The following is a 22174-nucleotide window of genomic DNA, read 5'->3' on the forward strand; positions in this document are numbered from 1 at the left end:
TGTCGCCGGATCTTGCGTTTATCTGATCACGGACGGCCCCTGGTCCGGCAGCGCGATGTCGATGACGCGAAACTGCACCCGTTCCGCGCCCTGGTAGCGATCCACCGAGAGCGAGCCGGCGACATGCACTTGCTGGCCGCGATTGGCGAGCAGCGCGTTGCCGAGCTTCTGGCCGACCGAGCGGAACGCGATGCCGTTGACGATGGCGCCGTCGCCGGACTTGAAGCGCAGGCGCAGATGCGCTTGGCCGACCTCGTCGGCGAACACCAGCTGGTGCCCCGGCAGCGTCAGCACGGGCTCCGGATTGCCGCTGCCGAAGGGACCGGCACGATTGAGCGTCGCCGCAAGCTCCGGCGTCACCGCACGCGCGGTGACCGCGCCGTCGATGTAGAGCTCGTTGACATGGCGGGCCTCGGCAACGTCCTGCGCCAGCGCGTTCTCGAGATAGGCGCGGAATTCGGCGAGCTTCTCTTTCCGCAGCGTCACACCCGCGGCCATCGCGTGGCCGCCGCCCTTGAGCAGGATGCCATCCGTGACCGCCTGCCGCACCGCCTTGCCGATATCGACGCCGGCGATCGAGCGGCCCGAGCCGGTGCCGATGCCGCCCGGCTCGAGCGCAATGGCGAAGGCTGGCCGCGAAAACTTCTCCTTCAGGCGCGAGGCAACGAGCCCGACCACGCCGGGATGCCAGCCCTCGGAGGCCGTGACGATGACGCCGAGCTTGTCCTCGAGCCCGATCGAGGCCAACGCCTCGGCTTCGGCCTGGGCTTCAGCCGCCTGCTCGATGACGCGGCGCTCGCTGTTGAGACGATCGAGCTCGGCGGCGATCCGCGCCGCCTCGACGCTGTCGCCTTCCAGCAGCAGCCGCACGCCGAGATCGGCGCGGCCGATGCGCCCGCCGGCATTGACGCGCGGGCCCAGCATGAAGCCGAGATGCCAGGCCTCCGGCGGGCCGTTGAGCCGGGCCACGTCCATCAGCGCGGTGTGCCCGACATGGTCGCGCCGCCGCATCGCAATCAGCCCCTTGGCGACGAAGGCGCGGTTGAGGCCGATCAGCGGCGCGACGTCGGCGACCGTGCCGAGCGCGACGTGATGCAGCATGCCGAGCAGATCGGGCTCGGGCATCTCGGAATTCCAGAAACCGCGCTGGCGCAGCTCGCGATTGACCGCAACCAGCGTCACCAGCACGAGGCCGACGGCGGCGAGATGGCCAAGGCCGGAGAGATCGTCCAGCCGGTTCGGGTTGACCAGCGCGTCAACCTCCGGCAGGTCCGTGCCGGCCTGGTGGTGATCGATCACGACCACGGACATGCCGAGACGCTTGGCCTCGGCGAGCGGCTCGATGCTGGTGGTGCCGCAATCGACGGTGACGAGCAGCGTGGCGCCCTTGGCCGCGAGGCCTCGCACCGCTTCGACGTTCGGGCCGTAGCCCTCAAAGATGCGGTCGGGAATGTGGATCAGCGGATCCAGCCCGCAATGACGCAGGTGCCAGGCCAGCAGCGCCGACGAGGTCGCGCCGTCGACGTCGTAGTCGCCGAAGATCGCGACCTTCTCGCCCTTCGCAGCGGCATCGGCGATCCGCTTGGCGGCAGCTTCCATCTCCGTCACCGTGAACGGGTCCGGCATCAGCTTGCGGATGGTCGGGTCGAGGAAGTCGGGCACGGCGTCGATATCGACCCCGCGTCCGGCCAGCACCCGGGCCAGCAATTCCGGCAGCTGGTGCCGCTGCACGATGGCGAGCGCCTGGGCCGCCCCACGGGCATCGAGCCGGTCGCGCCAGAGCTTGTCGGTGAACGAGCGCGCGACGCCCAGGAACGCCTGGGGCGCTTCGACGGGGAGTGCGGATGCGGGAGGAGCCATATTGCGTTCAGTCCGTACGACGAGGCTAGCACATTGGGCAATCGCCCGATGCCTCGGCCGGGCGGTTTTGCACAGCGCAGCCGTGCCCCTAACGGCATTCCGCGGAACGCCCAATTCCCCCTGCTCTGCACAGCATCTCCTGAAAAGGCTCCCATTTTGGCCCCCTGGAACGCGTTGTTGTTCCTCGAGTCCGGCGCTCGATATCAGCAGAGGCAATCATGCGGGATGTGCTATATGCCAGCGTCGTCAGGGACACAGCCTCGCGGTTCGCTGCACCGTTCTGGGCAGCGCTCGGTCTCAACATCACTGCGCGTGGCCAGGCGCTGTTTGCGCCGATGTACTCCATCGACAGCTATGACGTCGCCCGCAAGTCGTTCAGCGGCGAAATCGCCTATTCGCTCAGCGACGGGCGCTTTATTCGCGCAGCGATGTGGTGGCTGCAGGCACAGATTGGATTTCAACCGATCGAATCCATGTCCGCATCGATGTGCCTGTCGATCCCGCTCTTCATCATCTCCGGTTTCATCTTCGCGAGCGCGATCCTGGAGGACCTCAGCCAGCAAGAGGCATTCGCCTTTGCAGCGCTATTCACGCTGCATCCGTTCGCCACCGAATACTTCTACTATGGCGAGGTCACCTTCGCGACGGTCCTGGCGGTTTTCTTCGCGGCCTTGGCTGTATGGAGTGCCTATCGCGCACCGGCGTCATCGCTCTGGCGCTTCGTCTGTATCGGAGCCGTCGTCCTTGCGCTCGGGAACTATCAGGTTGTGATCGGCCACATCGCGGCGGGCGGCCTGCTTGTCCTGGTGGCCGACCTCAGCGTTTGCGACAATGCCTCGAAGTCCGCCCTTTCGGCTTTGCTTGGCCGTTTCCTGCGCCGCACGACTGTCCTGTTGGCAGGATTCGCCGTTTACGTGTTGTGCGTGATTTCGACCAGGTACCTGTTTCCTGTGGTTGCTTCGGGGAGAGCCTTTCGGGCCGGACCGCCCGATCTCTTCCAAAAGCTTCACACGCTCGGTGCTGCAATGCGTTTTTCCTTTCTTCCGCAGCAGGGCATCGTTCCGACGACGTCGATCGTGGCAATTCTTGCGCTCGTGCTCGGCACGTTCCTGCTGCTGCGAATGACCGCGCAACGGCGGGGCAATATCGCGGCGCTCGTTGCGGCACTGACCATCGTGGCTGCGATGGCATGCGCCGCGGTTGCGCCACTCATCGGCGATGTCGCCTGGCTGGCACCGAGACTGCTATCACCCATCGCGCTGTGCATTGCCGCGCTCGGCGTGATCGGCTTTCGATCCGCAGCCGCCAAACTGAACCTTTGTCTGGTCGCTGCATTTGCCATCGTCATCGCGGGTTACGTCGGCGCCGACGCCTCGATCCTGTTCGATCAGCGGCGCATGAATCTCTGGGACCATCAGGAAGCAAACCGCATCATCGCGCGGCTCGAAGCCGACCCCGCCTTTGGCGAGGCGAGGTCGCTGGCTGTCGTCGGCCGCCGCAAGGCGCATCCGCTCGCGCTTGGCACTTCATCTGTCGACATGAATACATCCGCCCTGGGGTCGCCGTGGTCCAAGCTGGGGCTGTTCGAGCAAGCGACCGGCTACAAATTCGCGACCCCGACGGATGCGCAATGGCGGCTCGCGATCGACTATTGCGGGCACGGGAAGACCTGGCCGCTCCCAGGCTCGGTTGGCCTGGTCCAGGAGCTTGCCGTGGTCTGCCTCACCAACGCTGGTCTTGCGAAACCCGGTTCAGCTCAGGGTCCAGGGAACACCGATTGACGCCACCTGCCTGCCGCAGGCCTCCGGGCCGAAATCCGCTGAAATGCTGAATCCGTGAGCGCACTGACTATCATTTGAGCATTCCGCAAAACAGCAAATTAAGCAGGCGTTAGGCGGAATCCTCGAAAAAGAATCGTATTCGATCTGTAAGCATTTGTTCCGGGTTCATTGCAGATCAGGCCTCATTGCCAAGGGAAGTCCCCGATGTCTGCTGCGCTGGGTTTGAAAGCCAAGCCGATCGCCTCCGAACCCGCCGACGATGATTCCGACATCTCCGCGCTGATCAATCGCCTCACCGCGGAGGTCAACCAGATCGCGGTCGACAAGACCAAGGCGATCCAGCAGATCACCAACCAGATGAAGATGCTGGCGCTGAACGCGCTGATCGAGAGCTCGCGCGCCGGCGCGCAAGGCGCGGGCTTTGCGGTGGTGGCGCAGGAGGTGCGCGGCGTCGGCCAGCAGGTCGAGACCATCGCGCGCGAGCTCGAGACCCAGCTGACCAAGCGCACCGGCGACCTCGTCGCCTCGATCGACCGCATGAGCCAACGCTCGCGCGGCGAACGCATGGTCGACCTCTCCCTCAATGCGGTCGAGCTGATCGACCGCAACCTCTATGAACGCACCTGCGACGTGCGCTGGTGGGCGACCGACTCCGCCGTGGTGGATTGCACGGCTTCGCCCGCGCAGGCGGCGGTGAGCTATGCCTCGCAGCGCCTCGGCGTGATCCTCGGCGCCTACACCGTCTATCTCGACCTCTGGCTCTGCGACCTCGACGGAAACGTCATCGCCAATGGCCGTGCGGATCGTTTCCGCGTGGTCGGCCAGAACGTCGCCCACACCAAATGGTTTCGCGAGGCGCGCACCTTGCGCTCCGGCGACGACTATGTCGCCGGCGACGTCGAGAACCAGCCCCTGCTCGGCAATGCGCAGGTCGCGACCTATTGCGCCAGCGTCCGCGCCGGAGGAGAGGCCAACGGCGCGCCGATCGGCGTGCTCGCGATCCATTTCGACTGGGAGCCGCAGGCCCGCGCCATCGTGCAGGGCGTGCGCGTCGGCGACAACGACAAGGCCCGCGTGCTGCTGGTCGACTCGAACCTCCGCGTCATCGCCGCTTCCGACGGCCAGGGCATCCTCAGCGAGCGCGTCTCGTTGTCGCTGAACGGCCAGCGCTCCGGCTTCTACCAGGACCGCTCCGGCACGATGGTCGCCTTCCATGCAACGCCCGGCTACGAGACCTATCGCGGCCTCGGCTGGTACGGCGTCATCGTCTGCGGCGCGTAAGGCCCGCGCCTGCCCGACCAAAGTTCGAAAACAACCCCATGCACAGTAGCCGTCGGGTTGTTTTTGCTCGTGTTTTTCCGTCTGCCCCTGCGGTTTGACCCGTCGGGCAAAACACCGGCATTCCGCGACCATGGCCGCGGCTAGGCTCTGACGATATCTGCCCCGCCCGCCAGTGATGTCATGATTCCGAGCGTCTGCGACGGACGCTCTCCGAACATCGCGAAGTAGTATTGCGAGAACCGACCGAGCTCGTAGAAGCCCTGCTGCATGGCAACGGCGGACACGGTGGTCGAGCCGGGTGCGCTCTCGCGCAGGATGGAATGAACCGCGCAGAGGCGCTTGTGCCGGAGGAAGCTGACCGGGCCGAGCCCGAACACTTCCTGAAAGGCGCGGTGCAAGGTCCGTCGCGATACGCTCAACGCCGCGCAGATCTCCGACACATGGACCGGGCGCGTGCCCGCCTCGTCGAGATACTCCTCGACCTTGCGGATCAGCCGCCGCGCGGAAGGCAGCCAGCCGATGTCATCGGGCGGCAGCGACGACATAACGTTGGCCGCCATGCACTCGACGATCGATCGCTTCCAGAAATCCGCTGTCGAGGGCGTCAGGCTGCCGGCGCGGGTGCGCAGATGCGACATGATCCGGACCAGACGGCGCGAAGCGATCGCGCCGCTCTCGATGTCCGCCCGAAAATGGCCGCGGCTGCGCCAGGTCTCGGGATCGGACAGTCTCGCCTCGCCGCCAAAAAGGGATTCGACCTCGGCGAGATCGAAACGCATCGCGGCATAGGCGGACGCGCCGTGGAAAACGCCGTCGTGATCGAGCAGCGGCGGGATCACGAGCACGTCGTTGAGCTGCATGTCGAACGACCAATGGGCGACGCGATCTTCGGCCGCCAGCAGCATCCCGATGATCAGCTTGTCATCGCTGGAGACACGCTGCGTGCGCATGCCGACATTGAAGGTGCCGATGCTGAGCGAGAATTCCCCGATGCCGATATGCGACAACGTTCCGCGCAACCGCCCGCGGCCGAGCTGCATCACGTCGACATGGGAGCCGTGAACGGCCTGGTGGAGACCTTCGAAACCGTCCAGCTTTTTCGAATCAACCAGAAGGAATTGCCCCATGGCTGCACTCTGATACTGAAGCGCGACAATTCTGCGGCAAGCGGCGGCTAAATACCACCACAACGCGAGGTAGTTGCAGCAATCCGACTTCGCGTTTTAAAGCAAATCTGCGGCAAATTCGACGCAGCATCTGCGACGCCGAGCGCTATGCACGGTACAGTTCACACGATGAGGCAACAGGTCTCACGCGCGCTGTGCATGCTGGCACAAACTGCACATTACAGGCCGCCAATCTTCGGATACCTTTTGCAACCTTAGCGATATTAAGGGAAAGCGCTCTTCGGAAGACAGAGCGCACGCGGCGGGATTTGTCGCGTGCAGGAAGCGTGCGCGCAAAGGAAAGAGCTGTTGACGCAAATGCCCGCGTCGCTTCTCTCCCCAAGCGCCAAAAAAGAGGGGACCAGACAATGCGTCCAACCGGCCGGGCAATGCGCCGTCGTCGACACAAGCCAAAGTCTGCACAGTAGCGTCGGGTGGAATTCGCGTATCGGGGTTTCCACCATGCTGCGGGCGGATCTGGATCACTGCGAGTGGCTGCCGGATGATTTGAAGTCGGGCGAGATGGTCTTCATTCCCGGCGGGACCTTTCGCATGGGATCCGACCATCATTATCCCGAGGAGGCGCCGAGCCATCGCGTCTCCGTCGACGGCTTCTGGATCGATCGCACGCCGGTCACCAACCGGCAATTCAAGCAGTTCGTCAACGCGACCGGCCATGTCACGGAAGCGCAGATCGTTCCGAACGCCAAGGACTATCCCGGTGCGGTGAAGGAGATGCTCTACGCGGGCTCGCTGGTGTTCTCACCGTTGCCGCGCATCACCGATCTCACCGACTGGAGCCAGCGCGGCGGTCTCGAGGCCGAAGAATTCGCCTGGGGTGATGCGCTGATGCCGGGCGGCAAGCACATGGCCAATATCTGGCAGGGAAACTTCCCCGTCCAGAATCACGGCGAGGATGGGTACGAGCGTACCTCGCCGGTGATGGCCTTTCCACCGAACGGCTACGGCCTGTACGACATGATCGGCAATGTCTGGGAGTGGACCTCGGACTGGTGGTCGTCCCGGCACGCGGCCGAGGCCGCAAAGCCCTGCTGCATTCCCAGAAATCCCCGCGGCGGCCACGAAGATGCGAGCTACGACCCTCGCCTGCCCGACATCAAAATTCCCCGCAAGGTCCTGAAGGGCGGCTCGCATCTCTGTGCCCCCAACTATTGCCGTCGCTACCGCCCCGCCGCGCGGCACGCCGAGCCGGTCGACACCTCGACCAGCCATGTCGGCTTCCGCTGCGTGGCGCGGCTGCCTCTCGTCATCCACCACGAACCAGAAGGATCTTCCGCAACGTAGTCTGCTGCAACATAGGGAGTATCGCATGAGCAGCGAGTTGGAGAACAAGAACAACCAGTCCGGGGCTGAGCAACCAATCAATCGCCGCAATCTCCTTTTGGGAACGTCATCGATCGTCGCAGCAGCGACGTTGACATCGGAAGCGCTGGCGCAAGCGCAGAAGGCCGCGCCCTCTCCGGCCGCAAGCCCCGCTCCTGCCGCTCCTTCCGGCCGCAAGCCCAACATCCTCGTCATTTTCGGCGACGATGTCGGCATCGCCAATCTCAGCGCCTATTCCAACGGGCTAATGGGATACGAGACGCCGAACATCGACCGCATCGGCCGCGAGGGCATCCGGCTTCAGCATTACTACGGCGAGCAATCCTGCACGGCAGGCCGCGCCGCGTTCCTGACCGGCCAGCACGGCATTCGCACCGGCCTCACCAAGGTCGGCTATCCCGGCGCCCCGATGGGGATCAGCCAGCTCGATCCGACCGTCGGCGGCCTGCTCAAAAATCTCGGCTACGCCACCGGGCAATTCGGCAAGAACCATGTCGGCGACCGCAACGAGAACCTGCCGACGGTGAACGGCTTCGACGAGTTCTTCGGCAACCTTTATCACCTCAACGCCGAGGAAGAGCCGGAGCTGCCGGACTACCCCAGGGATCCCGCCTATCGCGCCAAGTTCGGTCCGCGCGGCGTGCTCCGCTGCAAGGCGACCGATCGCGACGACCCGACCGAAGACCCGCGCTTCGGCAGGATCGGCAAGCAGACCATCGAGGATACCGGCGCACTCACCAAGAAACGGATGGAGACCATCGACGACGAAACGTCGGCAGCCGCGATCGACTTCATGAAGCGGCAGCAGAGCGCCGGCAAGCCGTTCTTCGTCTGGTTCAATTCGACGCGCATGCATCTGCGCACCCATGTGCGGCAGGACCATCGCGGCCGCTACACCCACGGCGACAGCGAATATATCGACGGCATGATGGAGCATGACGACACGGTCGGCTTGCTCCTGAAGGCGCTCGACGACATGGGCGTCACCAACGATACCATCGTGCTCTACACCAGCGACAACGGCCCGCACATGAACACCTGGCCGGACGCGGCCATGACCTGGTTCCGTTCGGAAAAGAACACCAACTGGGAAGGCGCATTCCGCGTGCCCTGCCTGGTGCGCTGGCCCGCCACGATCAAGCCCGGCACGGTCAGCAACGAGCTGATGAGCCACAATGACTGGATCCCGACATTGTGCGCCTTCGCAGGCGAACCCGAGATCGTCAACAAGCTGAAGGCCGGCTACACCGCGAACGGCATCGCCTACAAGGTGCACCTGGACGGTTACGACCAGTCGGCTTTCCTGCGCAACGTGAGCGGATCTGCCGCCAACAACAACGGCACCAAGAGTGTCCGCAACACATTCTTCTATTCGGATGACGATGGCCTGCTCGTCGCGATCCGGCAGGGCGACTACAAATACGTGTTCTCGGAGCAGCGCCTGCAAGGCACGATGGGCGTCTGGGCCGAGCCCTTCACCACGCTGCGCATGCAGAAGATCTACAACCTGTTCCAGGACCCATTCGAGCGCGCCGACATCACTTCAAACACCTATTGGGACTGGCTGATCAATCATGTCGGCACGGTCTACGGCGTGATCGACGAGGTGGCGGTGTTCGCGGGGAGCTTCAAGGAGTTTCCGCCGCGCTCGTTCCCGCCGAGCTTCAACCCTGCAACGATCATGGAAGAGATCACCGACAACATCAAGGAAGAGCGTAGTCGCCAGGCCGGGAGAGCTCAAAGCATCGACAAGATCCGCGCGAATCTGCGGCAGATGATCGACCAGCAGATTCAGCAGCGCGCGAGATAGCATTCCGCCGGTTCGATGAAAGGACACCGAACATGGCGTCCCTGATCCGCCGCAGCCTCGCGATCGGTTTGGCGGCGCTCGCTCTCGCGGGCGCCCGTCATGCCCTCGCGCAGGCCGACCCATTGCCATCCTGGAACGATGGCACGGCGAAGGCCTCGATTGCGGCCTTCGTCGCGCGGGTGACCAGGGACGGCGGGCTGGACTTCGTCCCGCCCGCCGAGCGCATCGCCGTGTTCGACAATGACGGGACGCTATGGTGCGAGCAGCCGGTCTATTTTCAGTTCGCCTTTGGCCTCGACAGCGTCAGGTCGATGGCGGCGGCACATCCGGAGTGGAGGCAGCAACAGCCGTTCAGGGCGTTCCTCTCCGGCGACAAGGACGCGCTCGCCGCCCAGGGCGAGAAGGGCTTGCTGACGCTGGTGGCCGCCGCTCACAGCGGCATGACGACGGAGGCCTATGCGACATCGGTCGCCGACTGGCTTGGCAAGGCCAGCCATCCGCGCTTCCGCCGTCCCTATAACGAGCTCGTCTACCAGCCCATGGTGGAACTGCTCGGATATCTCCGTGCCAACGGCTTCAAGACCTTCATCGTCTCCGGCGGCGGGGTCGAGTTCATGCGGGTGTGGGCCGGCAAAGCTTACGGCATCCCGCCGGAGCAGGTGGTCGGCTCGTCCGGCGTCACGCAGTTCAGGATCGGCACGGACGGCCAACCGGTCCTGATGAAACTTCCGAAGGTCGAGTTCATCGACGACGGGCCCGGCAAGCCATCCGGCATCAACCGCTTCATCGGCCGCCGCCCGATCTTCGCCTTCGGTAATTCGGACGGCGACCAGCAGATGCTGCAATGGACCGCGGCCGGCCCCGGCGTCCGCTTCCTCGGCATCGTCCATCACACCGACGCGGTCCGCGAATATGCCTACGACCGCCAGTCGAAGATCGGAAAGCTCGACAAGGCCTGGGACGAAGCGATGCAGCGCGGCTGGACCGTCGTGGACATGGCCAGGGACTGGAAGACCGTCTTCGCATTCGAGCGCGGCAGCACGGGAGCGTCGCAATGACGGCGGCGCTCCGATGACAACGAGGCGTCTGTCATGAGCGGATACGACATCTTCGCCTGGATCGTGCTGGTGATCCTGCTGGCGAGCGCCGTCGGCGTGGTCTGCATCGCCGGCTGGCTGCCCGGCCACATCGCCAAATCGCGCGGCCACCCCTATGCGGAGGCCGTGACGGTCGCCGGCTGGATCACGCTGCTGTTCGGCTTCGCGCTGTGGCCCCTCGCCTTCATCTGGGCCTATGTCGACGTGCCCTCGCGCAAGGCGGGAGATGCGTGATGGGCGTCGCGATCTTCAACACCTATCTCGTGCTGCTTTTCCTGCTGGTGCATTTCGGGATCGTGCGCTTCAACCTGTTCTGGAAGGCCTCCCCCGCGATCGTCGCCGTGCTGCTGCTGTTCGGCCTGCTGATCCCGATGGGCTGGGGCGCGCCGCAGGGCACCGCGCTGGTGGTCCGCAACGCCGTCTCGATCGTGCCCGATGTCGCCGGCGAAGTGACCGACGTCCCTGTCGTCGCCAACGCGCCCCTCAAATCCGGCGACGTGCTGTTCAAGATCGACCCGACGCCCTACGCCGCGCAAGTGAAGGCGATCGACGCGCAGTTCAAGCTCGCCAGGACGCGCCTCGGCCAGATGACGGAGCTCTATCAGCGCGACGCAGGGCGCGGCTTCGACGTCGAGCAGCGCCAGTCCGAGGCCGATCAATTGTCCGGCCAGCTCGAGGCCGCGCAATGGAACCTCGACAAGACCGTCGTGCGGGCACCGGCCGACGGCTACGTCACCAACCTAGCGCTCCGCAAGGGCGCGCGCGTGGCCAACCTGCCGCTGTCACCGGTGATGGCGTTCATCGACACCTCCAACACCATCATCGGGGTCGAGGTCAACCAGATCGACGCGCGCTACATCGCGCCCGGCCAGGAGGTCGAAGCCACCTTCAAATTCGCGCCCGGGCAGATCTTTGCCGGCAAGGTCGAGAGCGTGCTCCAGGCGATCGCCACCGGACAGACGCAGACCTCGGGCACGGCCGTGCTGCCGAAGGCGATCGAGGCCGCGCCCTTCATCGTCCGGGTCAGGCTCGACGATGCCGAGTTCACCAGGCGCCTGCCGGCCGGCAGCGCCGGGACCGCTGCGATCTACACAGACCGCGTCATTCCAACCCATGTCGTCCGCCGCGTGATCCTGCGGCAGGTGGCGATCCTGAATTACGTCAATCCGTTCTGAACGAGAGGAAGCAATGAAAAGGACCGTGCCGATCGTCCCCATCCTCCTCCTGACCACCGCCCTCGCCCACGCGCAGTCGACGCCGGTGACGGTGGACAATTTCGTGCGCGCGGAGTCCGACACCTACATGGGAACTCTCGCCAAGCAGGCTGGCGGGCTCGGCAAGTTCTTCCACCATCGCGAGCCGGCCCCGATCGAGGACCAATCCATCATCAGGCTCAATCGCGACACGCTGTACAGCTTTGCCGTCGTCGACCTCGACGCCGGTCCTGTCACAGTGACGTTGCCGGATGCCGGCGGACGCTTCATGTCGCTGATGTCGGTCAGCCAGGACCATTACGCGACCACGGTCTACGGCAAGGGCGAGCATACATTCAGCCGTGACAAAATCGGCACACGCTACGCGCTGATCGGCATTCGCACTTTCGCCGATCCGAATGATCCGGCTGATATCGACAAGGTCCATGCGCTGCAGGACAAAATCAAGCTGGCGCAGAAGGACACCGGCAAACTCGACTTGCCGAGCTGGGACAAGGCCCGTCAGAAGAAGGTCCATGATGCCCTGCTCGTGCTGGGATCGACCATCACCAGCTTCGACAGAGCCTTCGGCACGAAGACGGAAGTCGATCCCATCCGTCATCTCATAGGTACCGCCGCAGGCTGGGGTGGCAATCCAGATCGGGACGCCAAATACCTCAACATTCTGCCGGCGAAGAACGACGGCACCACGGTCTACCTGCTCAAGGTCAAGAACGTGCCGGTCGACGCATTCTGGTCGGTCAGCGTCTACAACGCCGACGGCTTCTACGTGAAGAATCCGTACAACGCCTATTCGCTGAACAGCGTCACCGCAAAGAAGGATAGCGACGGGACCTTCACCATCCAGTTCGGCGGTTGCGACGGCAAGATTCCGAACTGCCTCCCCATCATGAAGGACTGGAACAGCACCGTCAGGCTCTATCGGCCGCGCCAAGAGATCCTGAGTGGCAAATGGAAATTCCCGGAACCGCAGCCGGCGAACGGCACGTAGCAGCATGGAGGGCCGTGATGAGAAAAGCAATCGTCGGAGCCATCGCCATCTTGCTTGCAGTGGTGAGCGCGCAGGCGCAGACCATCTCGCCCGACGATCTCGCCGCGCGCAACATCCAGCGCCGGGCGGTGGAGGCCATGATCTGGGCGATGCCTGCGGTGAACACCGACCTGATGCTTCAGGCGATGCTCGGCAGCACCAAGGCCAAGGTCAACGAGGTCGTCTACTGGTCGAAGCCCGTGAACTGGAAGAACCAGACCCTGACACCCAATCCGGATTCCATCTACTTCATGACGTTCTGGAACGTGAAGGATGGGCCGATCGTGCTGGAGATCCCGCCAGCACAAGGCGGCGCGATCACCGGCAACATCGTCACGGCCTGGCAGATGCCGCTGGAGGACGCCGGCCCCGAAGGCGCCGACAAGGGCCGGGGCGGCAAGTATTTGATCCTGCCGCCCGGCTACAAGGGCGAGGTACCGGCAGGCTACATTCCGCTGCAATCCGACACGTTCAGCGGCTTTGCGCTGCTGCGGTCCAATCTCGCGAGCCATGCGGATGCGGACGTCGCAAGATCCGTCGCCTATGGCAAGCAGATCAGGATCTACCCGCTCTCGACAGCAGCCGCCCCCTTCCTGACGAATTTCACGGACGCTTATGACGTCCTGTTCGACGCCACGATTCCCTACGACGCCAGGTTCTATCGCAGCCTCGACCGCGTCGTGCAGAACGAACCCTGGCTCGATCGCGACCGAGCTATGATCGACCAGCTGCGCTCGATCGGGATCGAGAAGGGCAAGCCGTTCGATCCAGGGCAGAAGACGCTCGCGATCCTGGCTGACGCCGCGCGCGAAGCGCACGCGCTATTGTCGCAGCGCTACGATGCGGGCTTTCCCGCGATCAATCCCGGCATCCGCTGGTTCCCGGCCGGCCTTCCGGAGATGGTGAATGCGGCCAGCGGCGGTTACGCCGATCCGAATACATATCCGGTGGACGCGCGTGGCGTGACCTACACGCTTGGTTTCACCGGTATCAAGCGGCTCGGGACCGCGCAGTTCTATCTGATGGCCAACAAGGACAGGGACGGTCAGCCGTTCGACGGCAACGCGACCTATCGCTTGACGGTGCCGGCCAAAGCGCCCGTGCGCAATTACTGGTCCGTCACCGTCTACGACCGCGAGACGCATGCGCTGGTGCGCAACATGCCGGGCGCCAGCCGCGCCTCGATCAGCCCGGGCCTCCAGAAGAATGCCGACGGTTCGGTCGATGTCTATTTCAGCCCGAGGGCGCCGGACGGGAAGGAAGCCAATTGGGTGCCGACCGACCCTGCCCGCAAATTCGAGCTGCTGTTCCGCCTCTACGAGCCGGAGCAAGCGCTGTTCGACCACAGCTGGAAGCTGCCGGACGTCGAACGCGTCGCAACGACGGTCGGGGGCGCGACGAAATAGCGGGGCCGCTCGAGCTGTTCGGGTGGACGATGGGACCAGGGAGACGTGACATGACGGGACATCTTCGCAAAGCCACGCTTGCAACTGCATTGACGGCGGCGAGCTTCACCGCTCAGCCCGCCCTCGCCGATTCAGGCGGCGTCAGCTTCTGGCTTCCCGGCATCTTCGGCAGCCTCGCCGCCGTGCCGGTGACGCCGGGATGGGCCTATTCGACGATCTACATCCATCTCAACGAGAAGGCCGGCGGCGGGCAGAACTTCGTCACCAGCGGCGGCATTCCCGGCTCGGTGACCGCCGGCCTGAACGCGCATGCCGACGTGCTCGTGCAAGGCATCACCTACACCTCGCCGATGCCGGTGCTCGGCGGCCAGGCCGCCTTCACGCTGCTCACCGCACCCGGCAATATCGGCATCGGCATCGATGCAACACTGACCGGACCGCGCGGCAACGCCATCTCGGGCGGCGTCACGGACAACCGCACCACGCTGACGGACGTGTTCTATCAGGGCACGCTGAAATGGAACCAGGGCGTCCACAATGAGATGGTCTATATCACCGGCAACATCCCGAGCGGCACCTATGATTCCACCCGGCTCGCGAATTTGAGCTTTGGATTTCCCGCGGTCGACGCCGGCGCAGGCTACACCTATCTCGACCTCAAGACCGGCCATGAATTCTCGGTCGTCGGCGGCCTCACCTACAATTTCATGAACGGCGCGCTGCAGTACCAGAACGGCATGGACTTCCATATCGACTGGGCCGCCTCGCAGTTCGTGAGCAAGACCATCCATGTCGGCATCGCCGGCTATTTCTTCCAGCAGGTCACCGACGACCGGGGCCCCGGCGCCAAGCTCGGCGGCTTCCGCGGCCAGTCGGTCGGCATCGGTCCGCAGATCGGCTTCATGATCCCGATGTCCGACGGCTACCAGGGCTATCTCAACGTCCGCGGCTACAAGGACCTCGAGACCGAGAACCGGCCGAACAGCTGGTCGACCTGGGTCACTTTCTCGGTCTCGCCGGCCGCGCCCGAACCGGCCGCGAAAAAGCCCATCGTGCGAAAGTTCTGACGGAGGCGTCGTGCAGCTCCGATGACAGGAGAGACGACAAAACGGCCATTCCGCATCGGCTTCCAGACATCGATCATCACGGTGTTCGTGGGCGTGGTGCTGCTTGTCGGTCTGACACTCGTCTATCTCAGCTTCGAGCGCGTGACGGCGATCACGCGGACGGCCGCTTCCGGCTTCACCGAGAAGGTGGCGCAGCTCGGCGCCGACCATGTCGACGAGCAGTTCAAGAACGTCCGTGACAATCTCGACATTCTGGCCGGCCTGCCGGCGATCCAGGAAGCCGACATCGCGGACAATACGCGGCTGTATGGCCTGATGGCGGCGATGCTGCGCAACAACCCGCAGCTCTTCAACCTCTATGTCGGCTATGAGGACGGCTCCTTCATCGAGATGGACGTGATCGACCGCGCCAAGCCGGCGTTCAGGGCCGGCCTGAAGACCGATGAAGACGCGGCGTTCCGCCTGGTCGTGATCTCGCGCACGTCAGGCAGCGCGCCGGTGACGCAATATCTGTCGGAGAATCTCATCGCGGTCGCGGAGGTCCCCGGCCCCGCCGGCTACGACCCGCGGCAGCGGCCCTGGTATGTCGAGGCGTTCAAGAACGACAAGACCCTGCTGACAGGCCCTTACGTGTTCTACGCCACGGGCGAGCCCGGCTACACGCTACGGACGCCGCTGAAGGAAGGCCGCCGCGGCGTCGTCGCCGGCGACGTGTTGCTGAACCGGTTCGAGGACATGCTGGCGGAGCAGAAGCTCGGCCAATCGGGACTGGCCTTCCTGTTCAACGATGCCGAGCGCATCGTCGGCCATCCCGCGATGAGCCGCCTGATGGCGGAGATCCCGGAACGGCAGGACGGCCTGCCGCAGCTCGGCGCGCTCGGCCTGCCCGCGGTGGTGCCGATCGTCCGTTCCTGGCGCAACGGCGGCCCGGCGCAGCAATTCTTCGACGACGACGCGGGCCGGACCTACATTGCGGCGGTGCATCGGCTCGAGACGACCGGGTCGGCCAATGTCCGGCTCGCGATCGTCGCGCCGCTCGACGAGTTCTACGCCCGGATCATCGGCGAGCGCCGCACGTTGTTCGCGCTAGCGCTGGCCTTCGTCGGCGCAACGCTGCCGTTCGCGTTCTGGCTGGGGTCGCGGATGGCGGAGCCGCTGCGCAGGCTGGCCGAAGAGACCGACGCGATCCAGCGCTTCGACATCGCGGAGCGCCCGCGCATCCGCTCTGTCATCGCCGAGATCGAGGAGCTCGGCCGCTCGGTCTTCACGATGCGCAGCGTCATCAGCAGCTTTGCGAGCTTCATCCCGCGCCCGATCGTGCGGCAGCTGATCGAGACCGGCTCCGCGCTGCGGCTTGGCGGCTCCCGGCGCGAGGTGACCGTGCTGTTCACGGATGTGGCCGACTTCACTGCCAAGACCGAACGCGCCGACCCGTCGCAGGTGATGATCTATACCTCGCGCTATTTCGCGGCGCTCTCGGACGAGATCATGCGGCACCACGGCACGGTCGACAAATATATCGGCGACGCCGTGATGGCGTTCTGGAATGCGCCTGCGGACGATCCCGACCATACCGCCAACGCCTGCCGCGCCGTGCTCGCATGCCTTGCCGCGAACCAGGCGCTCGACAAGGAATTTCGCCGCGAGGGCTGGCCGTCCTACGACACACGCTTCGGCCTGCATGTCGGCGATGCCGTGGTCGGCAATGTCGGCTCGAGCGACCGGATGAACTACACCGCGCTCGGCGCCACCGTGAACCTGGCTTCGCGCCTGGAAGGCCTCAACAAGAGCTACGGCACGCGCGTGCTGGTCAGCTCAGCCGTTCGTGCGCGCGTCGGCGATGCGTTCCTGTTTCGCAGCGTCGACAGCATCACGCCGAAGGGATTTGCCGAGCCGATCGAGGTCAGCGAGCTCCGCGGCGAAATGGCCCTCGCCGCCGAGGCCGAGATCGCGATGTGCCGGCGCTGGGACCAGGTGTTTGCGTCGATCACGCAGGACGGCGCGGCCGAAGCCGCCTTGGTCCAGCTCTCCGGATTCCTGCACGACTATCCCAAGGACCCGATCGCGCTGTTTCATGCCCGGCGATTGCGGTCTTCGGCCGAGGGGGCGGCGGCATGAGCGCCATCGATCGCCGGCAATTGCTGCGCCGGGGCGTGGCGCTGGCGGCGACGTCAATGCTCGCGGCCCCGGCCATTGCGCAGGCCCGCACGAAACTCCGGCTCGGCTACCTCCATGTGGTCGCCGTGGACGGCCACATCTGGACCGGCCTCGACCGCGGCTCGTTCGACCGCGAGGGCATCGATTTCGAGCTGTACGAGTTCAGCACCGGCCCTGAAGTCTTCGAGGCCATGACGCGCGGGGAGCTCGACGTTGCCTCCGCGGGCGGCGTCATCTCCAATTACCTGGCGCTCGGCCGCGGCCGGGGTTTTCTCATCAACGATATCGAGGTCGCCACCGCGCAGCTCTGGGGCCGGCCGTCGCGCGGGGTGAGCAGGCTCGCCGATCTCCGGGGTAAGCGGATCGCGACGACGGCGAAGACCACGGCGCACATCTTCCTCGACCGCGCGCTGCGCGCCAACAACATCAGGCCGTCCGAGGTGGAGATCGTCAGTTCGAGCATGCCGGATGCGGTCAAGGCGTTCATCGCCGGCGAAGTGGCGGCCGTCGCGCTCTGGGTGCCGTTCAACGTCACCGTGCGCGAGGCGCTGCCCGACGCCGTCAAGCTGGTGGACGCCTCAGCCTTCTATCCGCAATCCGCCGTGCTCGGCGGATGGGCGGCGCGGACGGATTACTATGCCGGCAACAAGGATGTCCTGAGCCGGATCATCCGCGGTTGGATCGAAGCGAACGATCATATGGTGCGCAACCCGGCGGCCGCGGCGCAAGCGCTCCAGGCCTACTACAAGCCGTCGCGTCCCGCCGACCTCACCGAGGCCTTCAGGGCGCAGAAGCTCTACTCCGCGCGCGAATGGCGGCGACTCTATGCGGACGGCACCGTCGCAAAATGGCTGCAGCAGGTCAGCGATTTCTTCATGACCGACGCCGGAATCACCGACGCGCTGCGCGCGTCCGATTATTTCGATACGAAGCTTTACCTGGCCGCGGTCGGATAGCGTTCGTCCGTGAACGCGACCGGCGTACCTTTCGCGACGCGTGCGGCGACCCGCTCGGCGTCCCAATTGGTCAGGCGCACGCAGCCGTGGGATTCCGCCTTGGAGATCTTGTCGGGCGACGGCGTGCCGTGAATGCCGTAGCCGTCGGCGGAGAGGTTGATCCACACCGTTCCAACCGGATTGTTCGGGCCGGGCTTGATGGTGAAGGGCTTGCGGGTCCGGACGCCCTTGAAGCGATAAGCGGGATTGTAGCGATAGAACGGATTCTTGCTGATCTCGGTCACCTTGAGCGTGCCTGACGGCGACGGCTTCTCCTCGCTCCCGACCGTTGCCGGATAGAACCCGATCAGCGCGTTCGACTTGTCGAACAGCTTGACGGTCTGCCTGACCTTGTCGACCTCGCCCCTGTCTGCCTTGGCTTGTGTCTCCTCCCCCGCGCTCGCAGTGTCGACGACGACGATGCTGTCGCCGGCACGATCGAAACGGCGCCCGGGGTTGAGTGCGACGAGGAGGCGCTCGCTCATGTGAAACTTCTCGGCCAGGGCCTCGCGCGGACTGGTGAAGCCGAGCTTCGGGATGTCCTTCATGTCCTCCATCTTGGAAGGCAGCTTGCTCAGGAACGGGCCCGCAACATCCTGTTCGGTGATGGTGTAGGTCAGCGTCGCCGGCCGGCCGTCGGCCCGCAGCGCCTTCCAGACCTCCTCCGTCGGGGTGTCCGAACCCGACAATTGCCGGGCTTCCGCATAGGCCCGCAGCGCCTTCCTGGCGTTCTCGCCGAACCTGCCGTCGATCTCGCCGGGCGAGAAATGCGCCCTGTCCAGCAGGACCTGCAGGCGCACTCCCGCCGGCGTCGGCTTGTCGTTCGAGAGGCTCTTCTTTGATACCTCGGCGGCATTGATGGCGTCCGCGGTCATCTCGGCCGCGAATGCCGGCGTTGCGGTCAGGGCAAGAACCAGGACGATGCAGATGTCCCGGGCACGGCCCGCCGACCACGCATTCATCACCGTTCGTCGGAACACGCCATCTTCCATGTGCCAGCTCCGGAATGGAGACATTCACCGGATTGGCAACTCGGCGCGACAGTGGAAGTTTCTTATCTTTCCCGGTCCAGTTGGCGAAGCGGCATCAATGTACCCACAAAAGACTGCGCGGAGCTCGGTAACCGCGCCGGGCCTGGGATAACGAATCTCTATCGATATTCGGCATCCGACCTCCGGAAGAATACGGTGGTCGTCGCCGAGCTTGCGTTCGATCAATTCCGTCTTGTCCGCCCTGCCTAGTTTTCCTGAAAACAGGGAGGACGACCATGCTCATCCGGGTCAACACGGCGTCCCGACGTCCGATCGATGGACCCATGGCGGCCGTCGCCGCTCCCCGCGCTCTCTGCAGCGAGTTCAAATATCACAGAGGCAGTGAGATCTTTGGCGAGGGCGAGCACGCGGAATACATCTACCAGATCAGCTATGGAGCCGTGCGCACCTACAAGTTGCTCGCAGACGGCCGACGCCAGATCAATTCGTTCCATCTGCCGGGTGACATGTTCGGATTTGAGAACAGCGAAACCCATCGCTTTACCGCAGAAGCCATCGTCGAAACACATGTTCGCATCATGAAGCGATGCAACCTTCTCGACGAAATGCCGAGCGAGGCGGCCGGCTCGAAGAAGCTGATCGGCTTCGTCACCGAGAATCTTCAGCATGCCGAGAACCACATGCTGCTTCTGGGACGAAAGACTTCGCTGGAGAAAGTCGCGGCATTCCTGCTCGAAATGGACGGCAGGCTTGCGCATCCCGATGTCATGACCCTGCCGATGTCCCGCCGCGACATCGCAGACTACCTCGGGCTCACCCTGGAAACAGTCTCGCGCGCTCTCTCGATCCTGCGCGATGACAAGATCCTGCGATTTCACGGGACGACACAGCGGGAGGTCGAAATGCTCGACCGTGAGAAACTCGCGAAGCTCGACGCCTAAGTCGAGCAATCCACGTCAAGTCAACTCGGCCAGTCGGAGTTCATCGTCAGAAACAAGGGGAGGAATGGTGATGCTGATCAAAACGCTGACACTGTGTTCCCTCACCTATCTCGTTGGCATTGCCAGCGCGGTTGCGATTCACCAGAGCGATCCGTGGAGCTCGGCCGCAGGCCGGGGTGACTCTCAACAACGGCCGCCTCCCGCGGCGAAGGGCGACAGGCTGCCCCTCAAGCCGATCCGGGCTCCCGTCAGCGACAGCGCGCCCGTGCAACCGCCGGCAAGCAACGCTCCGAATCCGTGGACCGGAACGGCCTGCAACCCGCCTATCGACGTGCGCGGGCGGTGCTTTGCACGGATCGAGATGAACGATCAGGCGGCGTGAATCGTCTGGCGCGGGACCATCGGCAGCGAACACCGGCGACGTGTCACGGCGAAGACGAGAAGCATGCAAACCTGTCCCGTTTTCCTCAGCGACATCGCCGCCTCCTCTCAAACGCTCAACCGATGCGTCTCGACTTTTCCGGCGGCAGCGCCGACCAGTTCGCGGTACCTGTCCACATACTGCCGCGCCATTCGACGTGACGTGAAGCGATCCTCGAAGCGGGCGCGCACCTTCCTTCGGTCCAGCTTGCCCAGTTCACCGACCGCCTCGACGGCCTGCGCCTCGTTATCGACGATGAACCCGGTCAGGCCGTGCTCGATGACCTCTGGGACCGATCCGGAGCGATAGGCAATCACCGGGGTTCCGCACGCCATGGCCTCGATCATGACCAGCCCGAAAGGCTCCGGCCAATCGATCGGGAACAACAAGGCGGCGGCTCCGGCGAGGAAGGCTTGTTTCTTCACGTCGTCGACTTCGCCGACAAGCTGGATCGTCTCGCCGTCGATCTGCGGCTCCAGGTGTTTCTTGAAGTACGAGGTCTCGGCGCGTGGAATCTTTGCGGCGATGCGGAGCGGCATCCCGGCTGCGCGCGCAATACGAATGGCGTCCTCCGGCCCCTTGTCCGCCGTGAGCCGGCCAAGAAAGGCGAGGTAGGATCCCTCCCCTTGGACGGGGCGCAACAGGTTTGATGGCAAACCGTGCTGGACCGTTCCGATCCACCTCGCATCAGGAAGCGGCAAGCGCTGGTGATCGGAAATCGACACGAAGCCGGCGTCAGCGAACTCTCGAACGACATCAGGCAGCACAGGCAAGTCGAGCCGGCCGTGCATGGTCGTCAGGAACGGCACGCCAAGGCGACTGAGCAACGGCAGATGCAGCCAGTCGATGTGGGCGTGGATCACATCGAAATCCCTGGCCCGCTTCGCAATCGCCTCCATCAGCATCGCCAAGGCTGCGCTCGGATCCGCACCCTTCCGGCCAAGACGCAGCGCGCGGGGCCATACGGGATGGAGCTTCCCGGTGGTCCGCGAGTCGGCACTCGCAAACAGCGTGACCTCGTGACCGAGTTCGACAAGCTCGTCCACCAGCCATGCCACCACCCGCTCGGTGCCGCCATAGAGCTTCGGAGGAACACTTTCGGCGAGAGGGGCAAGCTGAGCGATGCGCATGGGAGCCTGCTACACCGCTGAACGGAGGATCAGCACGATGGCTGCGGACAGAAGGTTCGAAATCGCGAGCAATGTCCAATCCGGCCTCGCGCTCGCGCTGGCCAGGCGGCACGCAAGGCTCTCAATGAGCCCTAACATTCGTCACCGGAAAGCCGCTCGAGGTAGGCAAGCCCGAACGCCGCGAGTTCCTGGGCATCACCGTTGCTCTCGCGTGCTTCCCGTCTTCCTTGCAGATGACGTTCGAGGAGGCAGCGACGGCCGTCCGCAGCATCGACGTCGCGATGCCGAGCGCGGTACACGCACCATGCGGTATCAACCGCTGTTCGTAGCGGTCCGTCGTCGACCATGTTCCCAGCTCCTGCGTGGAGATGTCCATGGCACGCCAACTCGTCGCAGCGGCGGAAGTTTCCACTATTTCCCGAAAGTCTAATCCTGCGCGCGAGGCGAGCGCGATCAGCACGCGCTCTCCTGGCGCGTGCAAA

General features: G+C 64.4%; 19 protein-coding genes. 14 read left to right on the forward strand and 5 right to left on the reverse strand.

Going from position 1 to position 22174, the window contains the following annotated elements; translation table 11 throughout:
• Positions 1 to 18: 18 nt before the first annotated feature.
• Positions 19 to 1860, reverse strand: coding sequence for a single-stranded-DNA-specific exonuclease RecJ (recJ, locus tag JQ617_RS08505; protein ID WP_212025855.1), 1842 nt, complete (start codon positions 1858 to 1860; stop codon positions 19 to 21).
• Between the two features lie 218 nt (positions 1861 to 2078).
• Between recJ and JQ617_RS08510 the strand changes: the two genes are divergently transcribed.
• Both JQ617_RS08510 and JQ617_RS08515 read left to right on the forward strand, forming a co-directional pair.
• Positions 2079 to 3641 carry a glucosyltransferase domain-containing protein gene (locus JQ617_RS08510; RefSeq protein WP_212025856.1) on the forward strand — a complete coding sequence of 521 codons (1563 nt, stop codon included), beginning with the start codon at positions 2079 to 2081 and terminating at the stop codon, positions 3639 to 3641.
• Positions 3642 to 3845: 204 nt separating this feature from the next.
• A complete protein-coding gene (locus JQ617_RS08515) occupies positions 3846 to 4922 on the forward strand; it encodes a methyl-accepting chemotaxis protein (RefSeq protein WP_212025857.1) in 1077 nt (358 codons plus the stop codon).
• Positions 4923 to 5062: 140 nt separating this feature from the next.
• On the opposite strand, the gene JQ617_RS08520 is transcribed toward JQ617_RS08515, so the two are convergent.
• Entirely contained in the window at positions 5063 to 6049 is a 987-nt protein-coding gene (locus JQ617_RS08520) for a helix-turn-helix domain-containing protein (RefSeq protein WP_212025858.1), read from the reverse strand.
• Between the two features lie 501 nt (positions 6050 to 6550).
• Here JQ617_RS08520 and JQ617_RS08525 point away from each other — a divergent pair.
• Genes JQ617_RS08525 through JQ617_RS08570 form a run of 10 tightly spaced genes read left to right on the forward strand, consistent with a single transcriptional unit; the run spans position 6551 to position 18169 of the window.
• Complete coding sequence (locus JQ617_RS08525; RefSeq protein WP_212025859.1) at positions 6551 to 7393, forward strand: SUMF1/EgtB/PvdO family nonheme iron enzyme; 843 nt, start codon at positions 6551 to 6553, stop codon at positions 7391 to 7393.
• 25 nt (positions 7394 to 7418) lie between these two features.
• The gene (locus JQ617_RS08530) at positions 7419 to 9242 is read left to right on the forward strand and encodes an arylsulfatase (RefSeq protein ID WP_212025860.1); all 1824 of its coding nucleotides are present in this window, start codon (positions 7419 to 7421) and stop codon (positions 9240 to 9242) included.
• 32 nt (positions 9243 to 9274) lie between these two features.
• Positions 9275 to 10300, forward strand: coding sequence for an HAD family hydrolase (locus JQ617_RS08535; RefSeq protein ID WP_212025861.1), 1026 nt, complete (start codon positions 9275 to 9277; stop codon positions 10298 to 10300).
• 33 nt (positions 10301 to 10333) lie between these two features.
• Positions 10334 to 10573 (forward strand): DUF3302 domain-containing protein, encoded by a 240-nt coding sequence (locus JQ617_RS08540; RefSeq protein WP_212025862.1) that lies wholly within the window; start codon positions 10334 to 10336, stop codon positions 10571 to 10573.
• Entirely contained in the window at positions 10573 to 11514 is a 942-nt protein-coding gene (locus JQ617_RS08545) for an HlyD family secretion protein (protein ID WP_212025863.1), read from the forward strand. Before JQ617_RS08540 ends, JQ617_RS08545 begins: the two co-directional genes overlap by 1 nt.
• Before the next feature lie 13 nt (positions 11515 to 11527).
• Positions 11528 to 12544 carry a DUF1254 domain-containing protein gene (locus JQ617_RS08550; RefSeq protein WP_212025864.1) on the forward strand — a complete coding sequence of 339 codons (1017 nt, stop codon included), beginning with the start codon at positions 11528 to 11530 and terminating at the stop codon, positions 12542 to 12544.
• A gap of 17 nt (positions 12545 to 12561) precedes the next feature.
• The gene (locus JQ617_RS08555) at positions 12562 to 13989 is read left to right on the forward strand and encodes a DUF1254 domain-containing protein (protein WP_212025865.1); all 1428 of its coding nucleotides are present in this window, start codon (positions 12562 to 12564) and stop codon (positions 13987 to 13989) included.
• Positions 13990 to 14039: 50 nt separating this feature from the next.
• Positions 14040 to 15056: a SphA family protein gene (locus JQ617_RS08560; protein WP_212025866.1), complete on the forward strand. Its 1017-nt coding sequence runs from the start codon at positions 14040 to 14042 to the stop codon at positions 15054 to 15056.
• Between the two features lie 21 nt (positions 15057 to 15077).
• The gene (locus JQ617_RS08565) at positions 15078 to 17174 is read left to right on the forward strand and encodes an adenylate/guanylate cyclase domain-containing protein (protein ID WP_212025867.1); all 2097 of its coding nucleotides are present in this window, start codon (positions 15078 to 15080) and stop codon (positions 17172 to 17174) included.
• A complete protein-coding gene (locus tag JQ617_RS08570) occupies positions 17171 to 18169 on the forward strand; it encodes an ABC transporter substrate-binding protein (RefSeq protein ID WP_212025868.1) in 999 nt (332 codons plus the stop codon). The genes JQ617_RS08565 and JQ617_RS08570 overlap by 4 nt, the downstream gene beginning before the upstream one ends.
• On the opposite strand, the gene JQ617_RS08575 is transcribed toward JQ617_RS08570, so the two are convergent.
• Positions 18148 to 19200 carry a L,D-transpeptidase family protein gene (locus JQ617_RS08575; RefSeq protein ID WP_502754868.1) on the reverse strand — a complete coding sequence of 351 codons (1053 nt, stop codon included), beginning with the start codon at positions 19198 to 19200 and terminating at the stop codon, positions 18148 to 18150. The genes JQ617_RS08570 and JQ617_RS08575 overlap by 22 nt on opposite strands.
• A 275-nt stretch (positions 19201 to 19475) precedes the next feature.
• Between JQ617_RS08575 and JQ617_RS08580 the strand changes: the two genes are divergently transcribed.
• Together JQ617_RS08580 and JQ617_RS08585 are read left to right on the forward strand one after the other, a co-directional pair.
• Positions 19476 to 20141 carry a helix-turn-helix domain-containing protein gene (locus JQ617_RS08580; protein ID WP_212025870.1) on the forward strand — a complete coding sequence of 222 codons (666 nt, stop codon included), beginning with the start codon at positions 19476 to 19478 and terminating at the stop codon, positions 20139 to 20141.
• 70 nt (positions 20142 to 20211) lie between these two features.
• The gene (locus JQ617_RS08585) at positions 20212 to 20523 is read left to right on the forward strand and encodes a hypothetical protein (RefSeq protein WP_212025871.1); all 312 of its coding nucleotides are present in this window, start codon (positions 20212 to 20214) and stop codon (positions 20521 to 20523) included.
• A gap of 107 nt (positions 20524 to 20630) precedes the next feature.
• On the opposite strand, the gene JQ617_RS08590 is transcribed toward JQ617_RS08585, so the two are convergent.
• Both JQ617_RS08590 and JQ617_RS08595 read right to left on the reverse strand, forming a co-directional pair.
• Positions 20631 to 21692, reverse strand: a complete 1062-nt coding sequence (locus JQ617_RS08590) for a glycosyltransferase family 4 protein (protein ID WP_212025872.1) — start codon at positions 21690 to 21692, stop codon at positions 20631 to 20633.
• A gap of 131 nt (positions 21693 to 21823) precedes the next feature.
• Positions 21824 to 22039, reverse strand: a complete 216-nt coding sequence (locus JQ617_RS08595; protein ID WP_212025873.1) for a hypothetical protein — start codon at positions 22037 to 22039, stop codon at positions 21824 to 21826.
• Between the last annotated feature and the right edge of the window lie 135 nt (positions 22040 to 22174).

The sequence above is a fragment of the Bradyrhizobium sp. KB893862 SZCCT0404 genome, from assembly GCF_018130885.1.
Taxonomy (GTDB): domain Bacteria; phylum Pseudomonadota; class Alphaproteobacteria; order Rhizobiales; family Xanthobacteraceae; genus Bradyrhizobium; species Bradyrhizobium stylosanthis.